Origin of the sequence: Streptomyces sp. WMMC940 (assembly GCF_027460265.1) — a bacterium.
In the GTDB taxonomy this organism is placed as follows: Bacteria; Actinomycetota; Actinomycetes; order Streptomycetales; family Streptomycetaceae; genus Streptomyces.
The window spans coordinates 4,738,959-4,753,538 of sequence record NZ_JAPZBC010000001.1 but is presented as its reverse complement, the minus strand read 5'-3'; the positions used below and the strand labels follow the sequence as shown (position 1 = coordinate 4,753,538).

The following is a 14,580-nucleotide window of genomic DNA, read 5'->3' as shown; positions in this document are numbered from 1 at the left end:
CGGCTTCCTCATGCTCCTGGCCACAGGGCGCTGGTGCGCCCGCAGACCGAAACGGACCGTGGCCGCCTGGCTGCTGCTGCTCATCGCCCTGGCGTCCGCCGTCGGCACCTTCGGAAGGGTCACCAGTGAGGCCGTGACCATCCCGGGCAGCGACAGCCAGGCGGCGCGCGACGCGGCCGGGGCCTTCGCCGACGCGGCCTCGGGCCGGCAGCCCGTCGTCCTGTACGCACCGGCCGACGCCGCGCCGCTCACCTCCTCCGCGCAGCGCAGAGCCGTCGAGGAGGCGGCGCGGGCCATCGAGGGCGTCGACCACGTCGTGGCCGTGACCACCCCGTACGAACCGGCCGGCGGCGGTCTCGCCGCCGACGGCCGCACGGGCCGGCTGACGGTCGAACTCGACGTCGGCGGCCGGGACATCACCCCGGAGACCACCCGCGCCGTCACGGACGCCGCCGCGCCCGCGGCCCGTGCGGGGATAGAGGTGACGCCCGGCGGCGACCTCGCAGCCGCGGCGGACAAGGGCTCCACCGGCCACAGCGAGATCATCGGCCTCGCGGCCGCGTTCGTCGTCCTCGCGCTGGGGTTCGGGAGCCTGGTCGCGGCCGGGGTCCCCCTGCTCACGGGAGCGGTCGGGCTGGCCGCGTCCCTCTGTCTGATCGGCCTGGCCGGCCACCTGATGGACATGCCGTCCTCCGGGGCGACCATCGCGGCGATGATCGGCCTCGGAGTCGGCATCGACTACACGCTCTTCTGCCTGACCCGGTTCCGGGAGCTGCTCGCGGCCGGGGTGGGCGTCGAGGACGCGGCGGCGCGCACCACGGCCGGCTCCGGCAAGGCAGTCGTGTTCGCGGGCAGTGCGGTCGTCGCCGCGCTCGCCGGGCTCGCGCTGGGCGGGCTTCCCCTGCTGCACGCGCTGGCGCTCGCGCCGGGCATCGCCGTGCTGGTCGCCATGGCGGCGACGCTCACCCTGCTGCCCGCCGTGCTGTCGCTGCTCGGCCCTCGTCTCACCCCCCGGGCCCGGAACGGACGGAAGGCACGCCGGGTGCGGGAGGAGCGGAACGCGCGGGAGGACGGAGCCGTCCGGACGGAGCGCGACGCTCGGGAGGAGCGTCCAGCGGGCCGCGGGGCCGGCGAGGAACGAACCGACGCCCCCGCGGCCGGGCCCGACGGGGAGCACCCCGAAACCCACGCGGCCCACTCGCGGCCGGCGGAGGCGCACCCCGGCGCCGCGGGCGCTCCGGCCGGCTGGGGCCGGATCGCCGCGTTCGTCGCGTCCCGGCCGTGGCGCTGCCTGCTGGGCGCGTTGGTCCTGACCGGCGTACTCGCCGCCCCGGCAGGCCAGTTGACGTTCGGTCAGCTGGACGCGGGCGACAAGGCCGTCGGCACGGCGAGCCGTACCGCGTACGACCGGATGGCCGCTGCCTACGGTCCGGGCGCCAACGGGCCGCTCCAGGTCGTGTCCTCACTGCCCTCGCCCGCCTCCGGCCCCGGCGACGCCCGGATCACGGCCGTGTCCGCCGCCCTGCGCGCGACCGACGGTGTCGCCTCCGTCGGGCCCGCCCAACTGGACGCGAGCGCCACTCGGGTGCGCTGGCAGGTCACGCCCACCACCGCGCCGGCCGACCCGGACACGGTCGCCCTGGTGCACCGGCTCCGCGACGAGATCCTGCCCGGTGCGACCGGGGACACCGGGCTGGTGACCCATGTGGGCGGGGCCACGGCCGCCCAGGCCGATCTGAACGAACGGCTGACCGCGCGAATGCCGCTGGTCGTCGGCTTCGTGCTCGCCGTCGCCGCGCTGCTCCTGCTCGTGGCCTTCCGCTCCCCGGTGGTCGCGGTGAAGGCCGCGCTGATGAACCTGGTCTCGGTCGCCGCGGCCTACGGCGTGCTCACCGCGGTCTTCCAGTGGGGGTGGGGCGCGACGCTGGTCGGGCTCGAAGGTCCGGTGCCGATCCCGGGGTACGTCCCGCTGCTGATGTTCGCCGTGCTGTTCGGACTGGCGATGGACTACGAGGTCTTCCTGCTGAGTGCCGTGCGCGCCGCCTATCTGCGCGACGGGGACAACCGGGGCGCGGTGATCTCCGGGCTCTCCGGCACGGGCCGGATCATCACCTCCGCGGCGCTGATCATGGTCAGCGTCTTCCTCGGCTATCTGCTGTCCGACGACCCCGTCGTGAAGATGTTCGGCATCGGTCTGGCCACGGCGGTCGCGCTCGACGCCACCGTCGTGCGCGGCGTGCTCGTACCGTCCACGATGGTGCTGCTCGGCCGGGCGAACTGGTGGCTGCCCGACGCCCTGGACCGGCTGCTGCCGCGGCTGGCGGTCGAGGACGACGGTCACGTCGAGACCGTGCCGCCGCCATCCGCCCCCGCCGACGGCACACCCCGCGTGGACGCCCGGAGCGCGTCATGACGCGGCGCCCGGCGAACAGCCGGCGGCGGCTTCTGCTGTGGACGGCCCTCGTGACGGCGGTGCTGCTCGTGGCGCTGCCGGCCGTCGACCGCCTCTCCGCGGCCGCGGCCGAGAAGCGACTCGCGGAGCGGATCGCCGCACGGCAGGAGGCGCTGGTCGGCGCCCCGCGGGTCAGCATCGGCGGTTTCCCCTTTCTGCTGAGCGCGGCACGGGGGACCTTTCCGGAGGTCGCCGTGCGGGCGGACGCCGTGACCAAGGAGGGCCGGGCGGTGCGGGCGTCGGTGGAGCTGCGCGAGGTCACCGAGACGGGTGACGGGTACACGGCCGCGTCCGCGGACGCCCGCTTCACCGCGCCGTTCGATTCCCTGGGCACGGGTCTCGGGGCGGGCGCCACGCTCTCGGCGGACGGGGACGGCCGGCTGCGTGTGGACCGCGAGGTCCTGGGCCTTCCGTTGACCGTGGTGGCCGAGCCGCGGCTGACCGGGCGCACGATCACCGTCGTGCCCGTCGCGGCGTCGTTCGCGGGCCGTCCGGTCGACCCGGCCGGCCCCCGGATCTCGGCGGCCTTCGCCGGCAGGGAGCTCGTCGTACCGGAGCTGCCCGCGGGCCTCGCACCGACGCGGGTGTCGGTCGGCGAGGCCGGGGTGACGCTGCACGCGCGGGGGAACGACGTCCGGCTCGCGTGAACCCGCGGCCGGCCGTGGGCAGTCGGGGGTGGTCGGCCACGCCCCCACGAGGCCGGTCGCGCCCGTGCCGCTCGTCGGCGTCCGCGAACGGCGTCGGGTCGTGCCGGGCGGATGCCGCCCGGCACGACCCGACGAGCGGTGCGGAGGGAGCATGCCGCTACTTCGCGGCGTCCGCGTCCGCGGCGGTGCGCTCGGTCGGCTGCGGGTCGCGCTTCTTGAGGACCGCCCAGCCGACGGCCAGACCGATGCCCCAGACCGCTCCCGCGACGAGGGACCCTGGAGTCCCTGTCGTAGGCGGTCATGTCGGTCACGGCGATCAGGAAGATCAGGGCGCCCCAGCTGAACCCGGCGCCGCCGGGGGCCGGGTAGGACGAGGCGGGCAGACGGCCGACGTCGACCGCGCGGCGGTAGCGGAGGTGGCCGACGAGGATCATCATCCACGTCCGGTCACCGGCGGCGGTGGCCACCGGGACGACGTAGCCGAACGCCTTCTCCGGGACGACGTGGTCGAGGACGACGCTGATGCCCCTGAGCGCGACGGAGACGGCGATGCCCACGGCCGGGGTCTTGCGGGCGTTCCGACGGCCGAAGCCCTGCGGGGCACGGCTACGGCTACGGCATCAGCGTCTCGACCAGCGTCTCCTGGAGCGCCCCGAGCCAGAGGTACGCCATCACCATGGGCTTGCGCGGGTCGGAGTCGGGCAGCCGGTACAGGTCGCCGCTCTCGTCGTCGTCGGTGACCTCGAGCCGGGTGCCGATGGTCAGCCGCAGGTCGTTGAGCGCCCCGAGCCAGTGCAGCGAGTCCTCGGCGGTGAGCTTGAGGATGGCCCCGCCCTCGCCCGTCGCGGTGAGCGCGTCGAGGTTGCGGACGACGGCGAGGGCGTCGTCGCGCTTGCGGGCGCGCAGGTCGTTCTCCGTGAAGCGGCGGAACTCGGCCGAGAACTCGCGGAGTTCCTCGTCCTCACGCTGTTCGGTCTCGGGTTTGGCGTAGGCGTCCGGGAAGAGCCGCGCGAGCGCGGGGTCGGACGGCGGCTCGCTCGGCCCCTCCGCGAACAGCGCGGCGAGCGGGTCCGCGTCCTCGGCGGGCTGGTCGCCGGGACCGATCAGCTCCAGGAGCTGGACCGCGAGGGAGCGGAGGATGGAGATCTCGACCTCGTCGAGCGCGACGGCCGCGCCGCCGCCCGGCAGTGCCTCGAACTGACCTGCCATCACTGACGTTCCTGGGAGAGGGTCGCCCACAGTCCGTAGCCGTGCATCGCCTGCACGTCGCGCTCCATTTCCTCGCGGGTGCCGCTGGAGACGACGGCGCGTCCCTTGTGATGGACGTCGAGCATCAGCTTGTGGGCCTTGTCCTTGGAGTAGCCGAAGTACGCCTGGAATACGTAGGTGACGTAGCTCATCAGATTGACCGGATCGTTGTGGACGATCGTCACCCAGGGAACGTCGGGTTCGGGTACGGCGAACGTCTCCTCGGCCGACTGGGTCTGCTCGATCTCTAGGGGCACAGTCACTCCACCCATGCTGCCACCCGGGAGGCCCGGTCGCACAAACGCCCCCGGCCGATTCGGCGACATCTCGTCACTCTGACGAAATCTGCGCTAGCATCGCACGTATGAACACTGCGGATCTGGGTCTGCCGGTCTCCGTGCCGTCGACCGCGCTCTTCACCGACCAGTACGAGTTCACGATGCTGCAGGCGGCCCTGAAGGCGGGGACCGCGGACCGCCGGTCGGTCTTCGAGGTCTTCACCCGCCGGCTGCCCGAGGGCCGCCGCTACGGCGTCGTCGCCGGCACCGGCCGCGTCCTGGACGCCGTGGAGAACTTCCGCTTCGACGAGGACGTGCTCGGCTATCTCGGGGACCACGGCATCGTGGACGAACCGACGCTCCGGTGGCTGGCCGACTACCGCTTCGGAGGTGACATCCACGGCTACCCGGAGGGCGAGGTCTACTTCCCCGGCTCGCCGGTCCTGCGCGTGGAGGGCTCCTTCGCGGAGTGCGTGCTGCTGGAGACCGTGATCCTGTCGGTCCTCAACCACGACTCGGCGATCGCGGCCGCCGCCTCCCGGATGTCGGCGGCCGCCGCGGGCCGCCGGCTCATCGAGATGGGCGCCCGGCGCACCCACGAGCTCGCCGCCGTCGCCGCGGCGCGAGCGGCGTACGTCGGGGGCTTCCACTCCACCTCGGACCTCGCGGCGGGCTTCCGGTACGGCATCCCCACGGTGGGTACCAGCGCCCACGCGTTCACCCTTCTGCATGACACCGAGCGGGACGCCTTCCGGGCCCAGGTCGACTCGCTCGGGCGCGGCACGACCCTGCTCGTCGACACGTACGACGTCACCGAGGCCGTCCGTACGGCCGTGGAGATCGCCGGCACCGACCTCGGAGCCGTGCGCATCGACTCCGGGGACCTGCTGATGGTCGCCCATCGGGTGCGCCGGCAGCTCGACGGCCTCGGCGCCCGCGACACGAAGATCGTCGTGACGTCCGACCTGGACGAGTACGCGATCGCGTCGCTGGCCGCCGCACCCGTGGACGCCTACGGCGTGGGCACGCAACTGGTCACCGGCAGCGGCCGGCCGACCTGCTCCATGGTCTACAAGCTGGTCGCCCGCGCCGAGTCGGCCGCCCCGGACGCGCCGCTGGTGCCGGTGGCGAAGAAGTCGACGGGCGGGAAGCTGTCCGTGGGCGGGCGCAAGTGGGCCGCCCGCCGGCGCGACGAGCAGGGCGTCGCCGAGGCCGAGGTGCTCGGCACCGGCCCGGTCCCGGAGCACCTCGTGGACCGGCAGCTGCTGACGCAGCTGGTCAAGGGCGGTGAGGTCGTCGCCCGTGAGCCCCTGGACGCGGCCCGCGAACGGCACGTCGCGGCGCGCGCTGCGCTGCCGATCTCCGCGACGCAGCTGTCCCGCGGTGAGCCGGTGATCCCCACGGAGTACCTCATGTGAACCGGATGGACACCAGGTGACCGAGAGACGAAGGCAGCGCCGTTAGCAGGCAAAGGCCCTCTCCCGCAAGGCGGTTGGAGTCTCTACCCTCGAAACGTCGCCGCCCGACCGACCCCCGCCCGAGACCGACCCCCGCCCGACCGCCGCATCCACCGAAGGACACCCGCCATGCACCGCGCATTGATCGTCGTCGACGTTCAGAACGACTTCTGCGAGGGGGGCAGCCTCGCGGTGTCCGGGGGCGCGGACGTCGCCGCCGCCATCACCGACTACATCGGCCAGTCCCAGCCCGGCTACCGCCATGTGGTGGCCACCCGCGACCACCACATCGACCCGGGCGACCACTTCTCCGAGCGGCCGGACTACGTGGACTCCTGGCCGGCGCACTGCGTCGCCGGGACGGAGGGCGTGGGCTTCCACCCGAACTTCGCACCCGCGGTCGCCTGCGGTTCCGTCGAGGCGGTCTTCGACAAGGGCGCCTACGAGGCGGCGTACAGCGGCTTCGAGGGCACCGACGAGAACGGCGTGACGCTGGCCGAGTGGCTGCGCTCCCGCGACGTGACCGAGGTCGACGTCGTGGGCATCGCCACCGACCACTGTGTGCGTGCCACCTCGCTGGACGCCGTAGGCGAGGGCTTTCGCACGCATGTGCTGCTCGACCTCACGGCCGGAGTCTCCGAGGAGACGACCGACCGGGCCCTGGAGCAGATGCGGCAGGCGGGCGTGGAGCTCTCCGGCAAGCCGGTGGTCTGACGGACACGCCGGAGCGCGCCCCGAGCCGCCGCGGCGGGCCCGGCCTCCCACGCCCCGGCGCCCGCCCCGGCGCCCGCTCCGGCGCGTCCGCGCCGGGACGCCCGCCGGCCTGCGGCACGCTGGAGGTCTGCGGCCGGCCGCCGGTCCTCGCCCGCTCCGGCGCGGTGAACGGCCCCTACGCGCCGCGCGCGGGGCGCAGCAGGGCCCGGATGGGGTGCCAGAGCTCCTGGCTGAGCGGCTCGTGGGTGCGCCAGAGCAGTCCGTCCGGATGGTGCAGCACCGCCGTGACCTCGTCCGGCGTCGGTGGCTCCGCGTTACCGCGCAGATACACCGCCCGCAGCCCCAGGTTCCGCAGCCGCGTCAGGGCGCGCGCACGGTTCGCCGCGTGCACCAGCACACGCACCGTACGGCCGCCGCCTGCCGGGTCGGGCAGGCCTATCGCGACCACGACACTGCCTCCTGGCAGCTTGCAGAAACCTCCGCCGGGCACGCCGCATCACTCCCCCGTGAGCTCGCTGTCAATAAGAACTTCGTCAGACGCACCTAAACACGATCGGCCGCCGCCCGCTAGAGGGCAATGGACGATCACGCTCTGACCTGCGACTTTACTGACGGATCAGCGAGGGGACATTCCGCTTGGCGCCCCTTGCGGACATCTCGCCCATCCTGGGAGTCGCCCGAGCGTCAACAAACGGACGCCCTGGCGCAACCCGGTCTGCGAACGACCGGAATCCGTCCCCCAACGGGTGATCGTCACGGACGGCGGGCCGCTCCGGCGGCGCGCGCCCGCACGACGGAGCGGGATGCCGGGTACGACGGAGCGGACACCAGGAGCGGACACGACGGAGCGGGGTGCCCGCGCGACGAGCGCGCGGACACCCCGCTCCTGTGCGGTGCTACGTCCTACTTGACCGAAGGACCGACCTTGACCGTGATCGTCTGGCCGTTCCTCGGCTCCTTGACGATCGAGATCCTGGTGTTGGTGTCCGGGACCTGAACACCGGCGGTGGGGTTCTCCTCGAACCAGTAGACACCCTTGCGGTCGTCGAAGACCGGATTGCCCTTGTGGGCGGCGATCCGCGCGGGGACGTCCGCCTTGTGCAGGGTGAAGGCGTCCGAGCGGAACCTGCTGAAGGTCGAGTCGAACGACTGGATGCGGTTGCGCATCAGCGTGCCGTCGGCCCACTTGAGGGCCTTGGGGTTGGCGTCGACCGGAAGGATCAGCCCCTTGCCCGGGTGCTGGCTGGTGTTGTTGTCCTTCTGCGAGGTGTCCCACAGCCAGATGAGCAGGCCGTTCTGGTACGGGTAGTGCTCCACCCAGCCGTCCTTCGGCGCCTTGAAGCCGAAGTTGTACGGACCGACCTTGAGGGTCTGGTCGTACGAGACGTACTGGCGGTTCTCGGCGAGGTAGTACTGCTCGTACTCGTCCGTGAAGGACTCACCGATGCGGGAGAAGCCCTTGGCGGTCCAGCCGGCCGCCTCGGTCTCGGCGTTGTCGCTGAAGACCGGGGCGCCGTCGGCGGAGACCACGATGGCGTCCGCCGCGAAGCCCTTGCCCGCCACGCCGCCGTCCGTCTGGTAGCGGAAGCGGACGTCGACCTTCTTGCCGGCGTACGCGTCCAGCGAGTAGACGAGCTTCTTGTGCGCGCCCGACGGGCCGGTCAGCGCGGGTGCGTCGGAGGCGTCACGGGTGATCGGCGCGCCGTCGGCGGTGCCGTCCACGGCGGTCCAGTTGGCGCCGCCGTCCGTCGACACCTCGGTGTAGAGGTAGTCGTAGTCGGCCTCGATGTCCCACCAGCCGGTGAGCTCCAGGGACGCCGTGGACTTGCCGGTGAGGTCTACGGAGCGGGTGAGGGTGTTCTTGAGGTCGTCACCCATGTCGCTCCACCACTGCATGGAGCCCTCGGCGGGCTTCACGATACTGGTGGTGACCTTCTTCTTCGGCAGCTCGACGACGAGGGCCTGCGGGTTCTTGGTGTTGTACTCCGCCACACCCAGCTTGTGCTTGGACTTCGTCGCCGCCTTGGCCTTCGTGTAGTTGAGCCAGCCGAGCTGCAGCTTGTCCCAGGCGGTCATGTCGCCGGGCAGGTCGCCGATGGTGTCCTGGCCGGTGCCGAGCCAGGAGCCGGACGACATCAGGGACCAGAAGCCGGTGGAGTTCTCGCCGCCTCCGGAGGTGTCGTACAGGTCGGGGAGACCGAGGTCGTGACCGTACTCGTGGGCGAAGACGCCGAGGCCGCCGTTCTCCGGCTGCATGGTGTAGTCGCCGACCCAGATCCCGGTGGTGCCGATCTGGGTGCCGCCGGCCTTGTTGTTCGCCGGGCCGGTCTTGCCGGCGTCGGTGCCGTAGGCGTACCAGCGGTGGGCCCACAGGGCGTTCGCACCCTCGGCGCCGCCACCGGCCGACTCGTCCTCGCCCGCGTGGACGATCTGGAAGTGGTCGATGTAGCCGTCGGCCTCGTTGAAGTCGCCGTCGCCGTCGAAGTCGTAGCGGTCCCACTGGTCGTACTGCGCCAGGTCCGCCTTGATCTGGGCGTCGGTACGGCCCTTGGCCTTCTGGTCGGCGGTCCAGGCGGTGACGCCGTCACGGACCGCGTCCCACACGTTGTTGCAGTTGGACTGGCCGCAGTAGTTGGAGCCGTAGCGGGCCTCGTTCCAGTCGACCTTGACCCAGTCCGAGACGGTGCCCTCGACCGAGTACCGGCCGGAGGAGGTGCGCTCGTAGTAGGTCTTCAGCGACTGCTTGGACTTCCCCTTCTTGTCCTTGCCCTCGCCGAAGTACAGGTCCTGGAAGTGCTGCCGGTTGTAGTCCTTCTGCCAGGCGGTCGAGTTGTCCACCTTGCGGTCCGGCTGCGCGATCTTGTTGTGCAGCGGACCGGGGGTGCCGCCGTACTTCTTTACGGGCGGCTTGGGACCGTCGCCGTCCGGGTCGAACATCGTGGTGTCGTCGACCTTGTCGCCGAACTCCACGAGGATCGTGAAGATCTTGTCGGTCTTCTCCCGGCCGAGCTCGACGTACTTCTTGGCGTCGAGCTTCACGACCTTGGACGCGCCGCGCTTCTGCACGGTCGCGTCCCCGGATATGACCTGCTCCAGGGCCGCCTGGCGCTGCTGCTCCTGCTGCTTGCTGAACGGACCCTCGAGATCGTGGTCCACGTGGCCCTTCTGGGCCTTGTTGTGGTCGGAGCCGGGCGCCGGATCGTGGCGCTCGACCCCGGGGGCCCCGGAGGGCCTGTTCTCTGCCTGGGCGGTGGTGAGTGTCGCGGCCGTTGCCCCTGTCGTGGCCAGTGCCACGAGCACCGCGGACGCTCTGATCGCCCGTCGCTTGCCTGTCACTTGAAGGTGTCCTCCCCCGCGCGCCGGCGTACCGCGGGTCCAAGGAATGTGGGGTGGATCCGCTCGCGGCAGCGCGTCACAAGTGACGACATTCGACCGGAGTTGACGGAGAAAAAACAGACCTTGACTTGGACAGACCAACTGCACTATGCAGTAGCGCAGTTCCGGATAGCGGACGCGCTACGCGCGTTCACGGCGGGTCCGCCGCGGCACCCCGCTCGCGACCCGTCCTCCGGTCAACAGGCGCACCCGCACGGCCGGTTCGTGGGACACGTGACTCGATGCGCCCCCAGTGCACCGGTACCGTGGGTTAGGTCACGCTTACTGCTGGTCCCCCTCGGGCATCCACCCTCGTAGGGCCGCCGGACAGGGCGACCGCTGCGACACGCCACCGACATCGATGCCTTCGAGGGACGGAAACCGTCATGCCGCGTCCGACTGCCGCACAGCTCGCCTACGGTTCGGCCACCGTCGTCGTCTCGACCGTCGCCATGCTTCTGATCTCCCGTGCGACGACGGCGCTCGGGGTCGCCGTCGTCGGGGTCACCGCCCTCGCCCTGGGCCTGCTGGTCGCCGTGAGCCTGCCGGTGCCGGACAGGACGAAGGCGGCGCGCACGGCCGGTCGAGGCCGTGCGGCCGCCGTCGAGGACCACTCCCTCCCCTCGGAGCCCTCCGCCCGGGTGCAGGTCGCCCACACCTCGGACCGATATCGCGTCGGGCAGCACTCAGGACGCCGTTGACACCACCACCGTCTTGGCGGCCTTGTCGTGCAGGCCCTGCTTGTACGGCTTGTCCACCAGGATGAGGATCAGCAGGATCAGCGGCCACAGACACGGGCAGCAGATCAGCTGCGGCAGCCAGAGCACCACGGCGCGCGTCAGGGAGGAGCCGGTGTCGGGCGTGCTCCCGTCGTTGAGCATCGCCACGCGCATGTTCATGAGCTTCTTGCCCAGGGTCTGGCCCGAGCTGCGCACCATCAGGGTGTCGTAGCCGACGTAGGCGATGATCGAGATCAGCTGGAACACCCAATGCCCGCCGGTGCTGCTGCTCGCCACCCACTCGTCGAAGCCGTCCCCGGACGCGACCCTGTCGTAGATACCGAACGGGATTCCGATGATCAGCAGCGGGATGGCGACGATCAGCCAGTCGATGACGCGCGCGAGGATGCGCTTGCCGGAGTCGGCCAGCGGGGGCATTCCGTGCAGCGGATCGCCCCCTCCGTAGGGATCGCCCCCGTAGGCCTGCGGATCGTACGGCGGCGGCGGGGCACCGTAGGGGGAGCCGGCACCGGGCGGCGGAGGACCGCCGGGAGGCGGGGCTCCGTGCGGGCCGCCACCGGGCGGCGGGGTGCCGTAGGGACCGCCGCCACCGGGCGGCGGCGCACCGTAGGGCCCCTCGCTCGGCGGAGGGCCACCGGGGGGCGGTTGCCCGCCCGGGGGCGTGGGCTCCTGCGGCTCCTGTGGCCTCTTGCGGAACGGATCGTCCTCGGGCGGCGGGCCGGACGGCCGGTCGTTGCTCATGGGGGCAGTGCACCCCGCCCCACCGGGCCCCGCAACGGCTCACGAGCCGTTCGGGGGACGGCAGGGCCAACGGGACCAACGGGCCGTCAGCCGGCCACGAACGTGTGCGCCGCCTTGTCGTGCCAGCACTGCCGCCACGGCCGGTCGAACACGCACCACAGCACGTTGAGGACGCCGACGACGAGCACGCCCAGGACACCGTGCACCAGCCAGCGCAGCAGGGCCGCCACGAACGACGGCGGCTCGTGCGACTCGATGTCCCGCACCTGGAGCCCCAGCAGCCGCTTGCCGAGCGTACGCCCCCACCTGGAGGTCGGCAGTGCCTCGTAGAGCGTGCCGAGCACGAGCATCGTGATGAGCGAGAGCCCGAGGTGGAAGGCGGTCGTACCGTCGATCAGCCAGACGGTGACCGTCTCCCCGGACAGCTTCGCCGCCTGGATCTTCTCGTCGACGTGCGCGAGCGCCGCGGAGACGAACGGGTACGAAGCGGCGGCCACGAGCGCGCCGAGGACGGCGGTGTCGATCAGCCGGGCAGCGAAACGCCGGCCGAGCTTCGCGGGCCGGGCCGAGGCCTGGGCCTGGGCGGCCAGCAGGAACGGATCGCTCACCGGAGGCTTCCAGGGAACGACCGGCGGTTCCTCCTCGGGCGTCTGCGCCAGCCGGTGGACCTGCTGCGCCCAGGATGCGGACCCACCGCCCGACCCCGCGGACACGGGCGGCTGCTGCGGCTCCTGCGGCTGCTGGGCGGGGGGCGTCGGCGCCGGCTGCTGGGCCGGCACCTGCGGCTGCGCCGGCGCCTGGGCGGGGGCCTTTGCCTGTGCCGTCCCCGGCCGCGCGGGCTGCTGCGGGGAGGGCGTCATCGTACGGATCGACATCGTGCCCTCGGCGGTCGGCGTGCCGTGCTGCGGACGCTGGGCGGGGCGGGTCGTGACGGTGCCGTCGGACACCGGCCGCTCCGGTTCCTCGGCGGGCCCGCCGACACTGCGCACACCGGGCAGGGCGCCACCGGTCGGGTCCGGGCCGGCGCCCGCCGGCTCCGGGTCGTCGTCGAGGGCCGGCCTGCCGGCCGCCCGGTCGAACCGGACGCCGGAGGGTCCCCCACCGTCGCCCGTGCCCGCTCCCGCCGCGCCTCCCGCCCGGGGGTCCTGGACCGTGGCCTCCGGCCTGTCCCAGGCCTGGCCGGCGACCGGTGCCGAGGCGTCCGCGCCGGAGCCCGGCAGACCTCCGGCGCGCGGGTCCTGGGAGGCGGAGCCCCAGGAGACCCGGCGGTCGCGGTCGCCGCCGAAGCCCGTCTGGCGCGAGGCGTCGGCCTGCCAGGCGGCGGACGGATCCGGGCGGCCGCCGGCGGACGGATCCGGGTCCTCGTCCAGGAAGACGGGTCCCGTCTCCTCGACCACCGGCGCGGACGGGGCGGGCGGCACCGCAGCCGGGGGCGGCGCGGAGGTCGCGTGTGCCGAAGGCGGTGACGCCGGCATCGTCTCGCCGTCCTTGGGCGCCGGCCGGCTCGTGCCCGGCACCCACGCCGTGCCGTTCCAGTACCGGACGTATCCCGGGATGGACGGATCGGGGTAGTAGCCAGGCGTGGGGCTGCCGTCGCCGGTTGCCGGGGTGGGGGCGCTCATCACCGTGGTCCCGTATCTCCTGGAGGACGTCGAGGGCGTCGAGGGGGTCGAGGGGGTCGATTCAAGGGTCCACATCTATCAGACCGCCGCGTCGTGCTGGGCCCGTCCCGGCGTAAGGCCCACTTTCCGGTACCGCTGTGCCGCACTGCCGCGACCGCGTGCCGAGTCACTGAGAAGTTGGGGGTGGAAGTCGCGTAATAGTCGGCGGGGATGGCGCTCTCTCCCTGCGTGGCCCGCTCCAGGGCCTCGTACCAGGAAAGGAAGTCGCAGTCTCATGCACACCGTGGTGGAACGAGAGCTGGAGCTCAAGCTGGTCCTGTCGCCGGAGCGCAGTGTCCCCGTGCCGGCCAGGCTCACCTACCGGGGAGATGACGCGTATGCCGTGCACATCACCTTCCACATCGGGTCCGAGCATCCCGTGCACTGGACGTTCGCCCGTGAACTCATGGTGGAGGGGGTCTTCCGGGCGTGCGGCGAGGGCGACGTCCGGGTCTGGCCCACGAGGGACGGCGGGCGGAGCGTCATCCACATAGCACTGCGTTCGCCCGACGGCGAGGCCCTGCTGGAGGCCCCCTCCGCGCAGGTGTCGGCGTGGCTGGAGCGGACTCTGCGAGTCGTTCCGCCGGGGACGGAGCCCGAGCACCTCGGGTTCGATGCCGAGCTTGCGGAACTGCTCGCTCCGGCCCCGGCCGACGGCCTCCACGGCCGCGGCCCCTCCCCCGCCCTCGGCGGCGACGGCCCCCGTCCCTCGGAGGAGCCGAAGGACGGTGAGGCGTAGCCGGCGTGGCGTCGGGACGGGCGGCCGACGGTGTCCGGAGTGCCGGGCCCCGGAGGCGGGGCGGACCCTGTCGCTGGACGCGGGTGCGGGTGCCGCTAGACGTAGGTGTGGGTGATGAACTCGAGGGAATGGCCGTCGGGGTCGTCGATGTAGACCCCGCGGCCGCCGAAGTTGTGGTTGATCCGCTGCGGTTCGGCGTGCGCCGGGTCGGCCCAGTACGGGATCTCGCGCTCCTTGATCCGGTCGAGGATCTCGTCGAACTCCTCGTCGGTGACGAGGAAGGCGAGGTGCTGCGAGACGATACCGGCGTCCGGCTGCTCGTCGAGGTAGTCGAGGGTGACGCCGTTGGCGAGCGGTACGCCGGCGAACGGGCCGAAGGGCTCGGGCTCCGGCGCGTCGATCAGCTCCGTGAGGAAACGGGCCGCGGCGAAGCGGTCGCGGCTGCGGACGATGGTGTGGTCAAGACGTGCGGGCACGGCTCCTCCTTCTTCATCCGGTCCGCTCACGCTATGCGGGGAGCGGCGCCCC

At 72.4% G+C, this 14,580-nt stretch carries 13 protein-coding genes and 1 pseudogene; 6 read left to right on the top strand and 8 right to left on the bottom strand.

What is annotated here, in order from left to right:
* Window positions 1-10: 10 nt before the first annotated feature.
* Together O7595_RS20875 and O7595_RS20870 are read left to right on the top strand one after the other, a co-directional pair.
* Window positions 11-2,413, top strand: coding sequence for an MMPL family transporter (locus O7595_RS20875; RefSeq protein ID WP_269730169.1), 2,403 nt, complete (start codon window positions 11-13; stop codon window positions 2,411-2,413).
* Window positions 2,410-3,099, top strand: coding sequence for an LmeA family phospholipid-binding protein (locus tag O7595_RS20870; protein WP_269730168.1), 690 nt, complete (start codon window positions 2,410-2,412; stop codon window positions 3,097-3,099). The genes O7595_RS20875 and O7595_RS20870 overlap by 4 nt, the downstream gene beginning before the upstream one ends.
* A gap of 157 nt (window positions 3,100-3,256) precedes the next feature.
* Here the strand turns inward: O7595_RS20870 and proY are convergent.
* From proY to clpS, 3 genes and pseudogenes are all read right to left on the bottom strand, one after another.
* Window positions 3,257-3,701 (bottom strand): annotated as a pseudogene (gene proY, locus O7595_RS20865) (proline-specific permease ProY); the annotation flags it as partial.
* A gap of 10 nt (window positions 3,702-3,711) precedes the next feature.
* Window positions 3,712-4,308 carry a DUF2017 domain-containing protein gene (locus tag O7595_RS20860; protein WP_269730167.1) on the bottom strand — a complete coding sequence of 199 codons (597 nt, stop codon included), beginning with the start codon at window positions 4,306-4,308 and terminating at the stop codon, window positions 3,712-3,714.
* On the bottom strand, window positions 4,308-4,619 hold the full coding sequence (clpS, locus tag O7595_RS20855; protein WP_026165308.1) for an ATP-dependent Clp protease adapter ClpS: 312 nt from the start codon (window positions 4,617-4,619) through the stop codon (window positions 4,308-4,310). The genes O7595_RS20860 and clpS overlap by 1 nt, the downstream gene beginning before the upstream one ends.
* A gap of 92 nt (window positions 4,620-4,711) precedes the next feature.
* Between clpS and O7595_RS20850 the strand changes: the two genes are divergently transcribed.
* Window positions 4,712-6,043, top strand: coding sequence for a nicotinate phosphoribosyltransferase (locus tag O7595_RS20850; protein ID WP_269730166.1), 1,332 nt, complete (start codon window positions 4,712-4,714; stop codon window positions 6,041-6,043).
* A gap of 168 nt (window positions 6,044-6,211) precedes the next feature.
* Window positions 6,212-6,796, top strand: coding sequence for an isochorismatase family protein (locus O7595_RS20845; protein WP_269730165.1), 585 nt, complete (start codon window positions 6,212-6,214; stop codon window positions 6,794-6,796).
* Between the two features lie 175 nt (window positions 6,797-6,971).
* Here the strand turns inward: O7595_RS20845 and O7595_RS20840 are convergent, their stop codons facing one another.
* Window positions 6,972-7,286, bottom strand: coding sequence for a hypothetical protein (locus O7595_RS20840; RefSeq protein WP_269730164.1), 315 nt, complete (start codon window positions 7,284-7,286; stop codon window positions 6,972-6,974).
* Window positions 7,287-7,699: 413 nt separating this feature from the next.
* Window positions 7,700-10,132 carry an immune inhibitor A domain-containing protein gene (locus tag O7595_RS20835; protein ID WP_269730163.1) on the bottom strand — a complete coding sequence of 811 codons (2,433 nt, stop codon included), beginning with the start codon at window positions 10,130-10,132 and terminating at the stop codon, window positions 7,700-7,702.
* Between the two features lie 425 nt (window positions 10,133-10,557).
* Between O7595_RS20835 and O7595_RS20830 the strand changes: the two genes are divergently transcribed.
* On the top strand, window positions 10,558-10,872 hold the full coding sequence (locus tag O7595_RS20830) for a hypothetical protein (protein ID WP_269730162.1): 315 nt from the start codon (window positions 10,558-10,560) through the stop codon (window positions 10,870-10,872).
* Here O7595_RS20830 and O7595_RS20825 read toward each other — a convergent pair.
* Together O7595_RS20825 and O7595_RS20820 are read right to left on the bottom strand one after the other, a co-directional pair.
* Window positions 10,858-11,652, bottom strand: a complete 795-nt coding sequence (locus tag O7595_RS20825) for an RDD family protein (protein ID WP_269730161.1) — start codon at window positions 11,650-11,652, stop codon at window positions 10,858-10,860. The two genes, O7595_RS20830 and O7595_RS20825, sit on opposite strands and share 15 nt — an antisense overlap.
* An 86-nt stretch (window positions 11,653-11,738) precedes the next feature.
* Complete coding sequence (locus tag O7595_RS20820) at window positions 11,739-13,274, bottom strand: RDD family protein (protein ID WP_269730160.1); 1,536 nt, start codon at window positions 13,272-13,274, stop codon at window positions 11,739-11,741.
* Between the two features lie 274 nt (window positions 13,275-13,548).
* Between O7595_RS20820 and O7595_RS20815 the strand changes: the two genes are divergently transcribed.
* A complete protein-coding gene (locus tag O7595_RS20815; protein WP_269730159.1) occupies window positions 13,549-14,052 on the top strand; it encodes an SsgA family sporulation/cell division regulator in 504 nt (167 codons plus the stop codon).
* A gap of 95 nt (window positions 14,053-14,147) precedes the next feature.
* Here O7595_RS20815 and O7595_RS20810 read toward each other — a convergent pair whose 3' ends face one another.
* Window positions 14,148-14,528, bottom strand: coding sequence for a VOC family protein (locus tag O7595_RS20810; protein WP_269730158.1), 381 nt, complete (start codon window positions 14,526-14,528; stop codon window positions 14,148-14,150).
* Window positions 14,529-14,580: the final 52 nt, after the last annotated feature.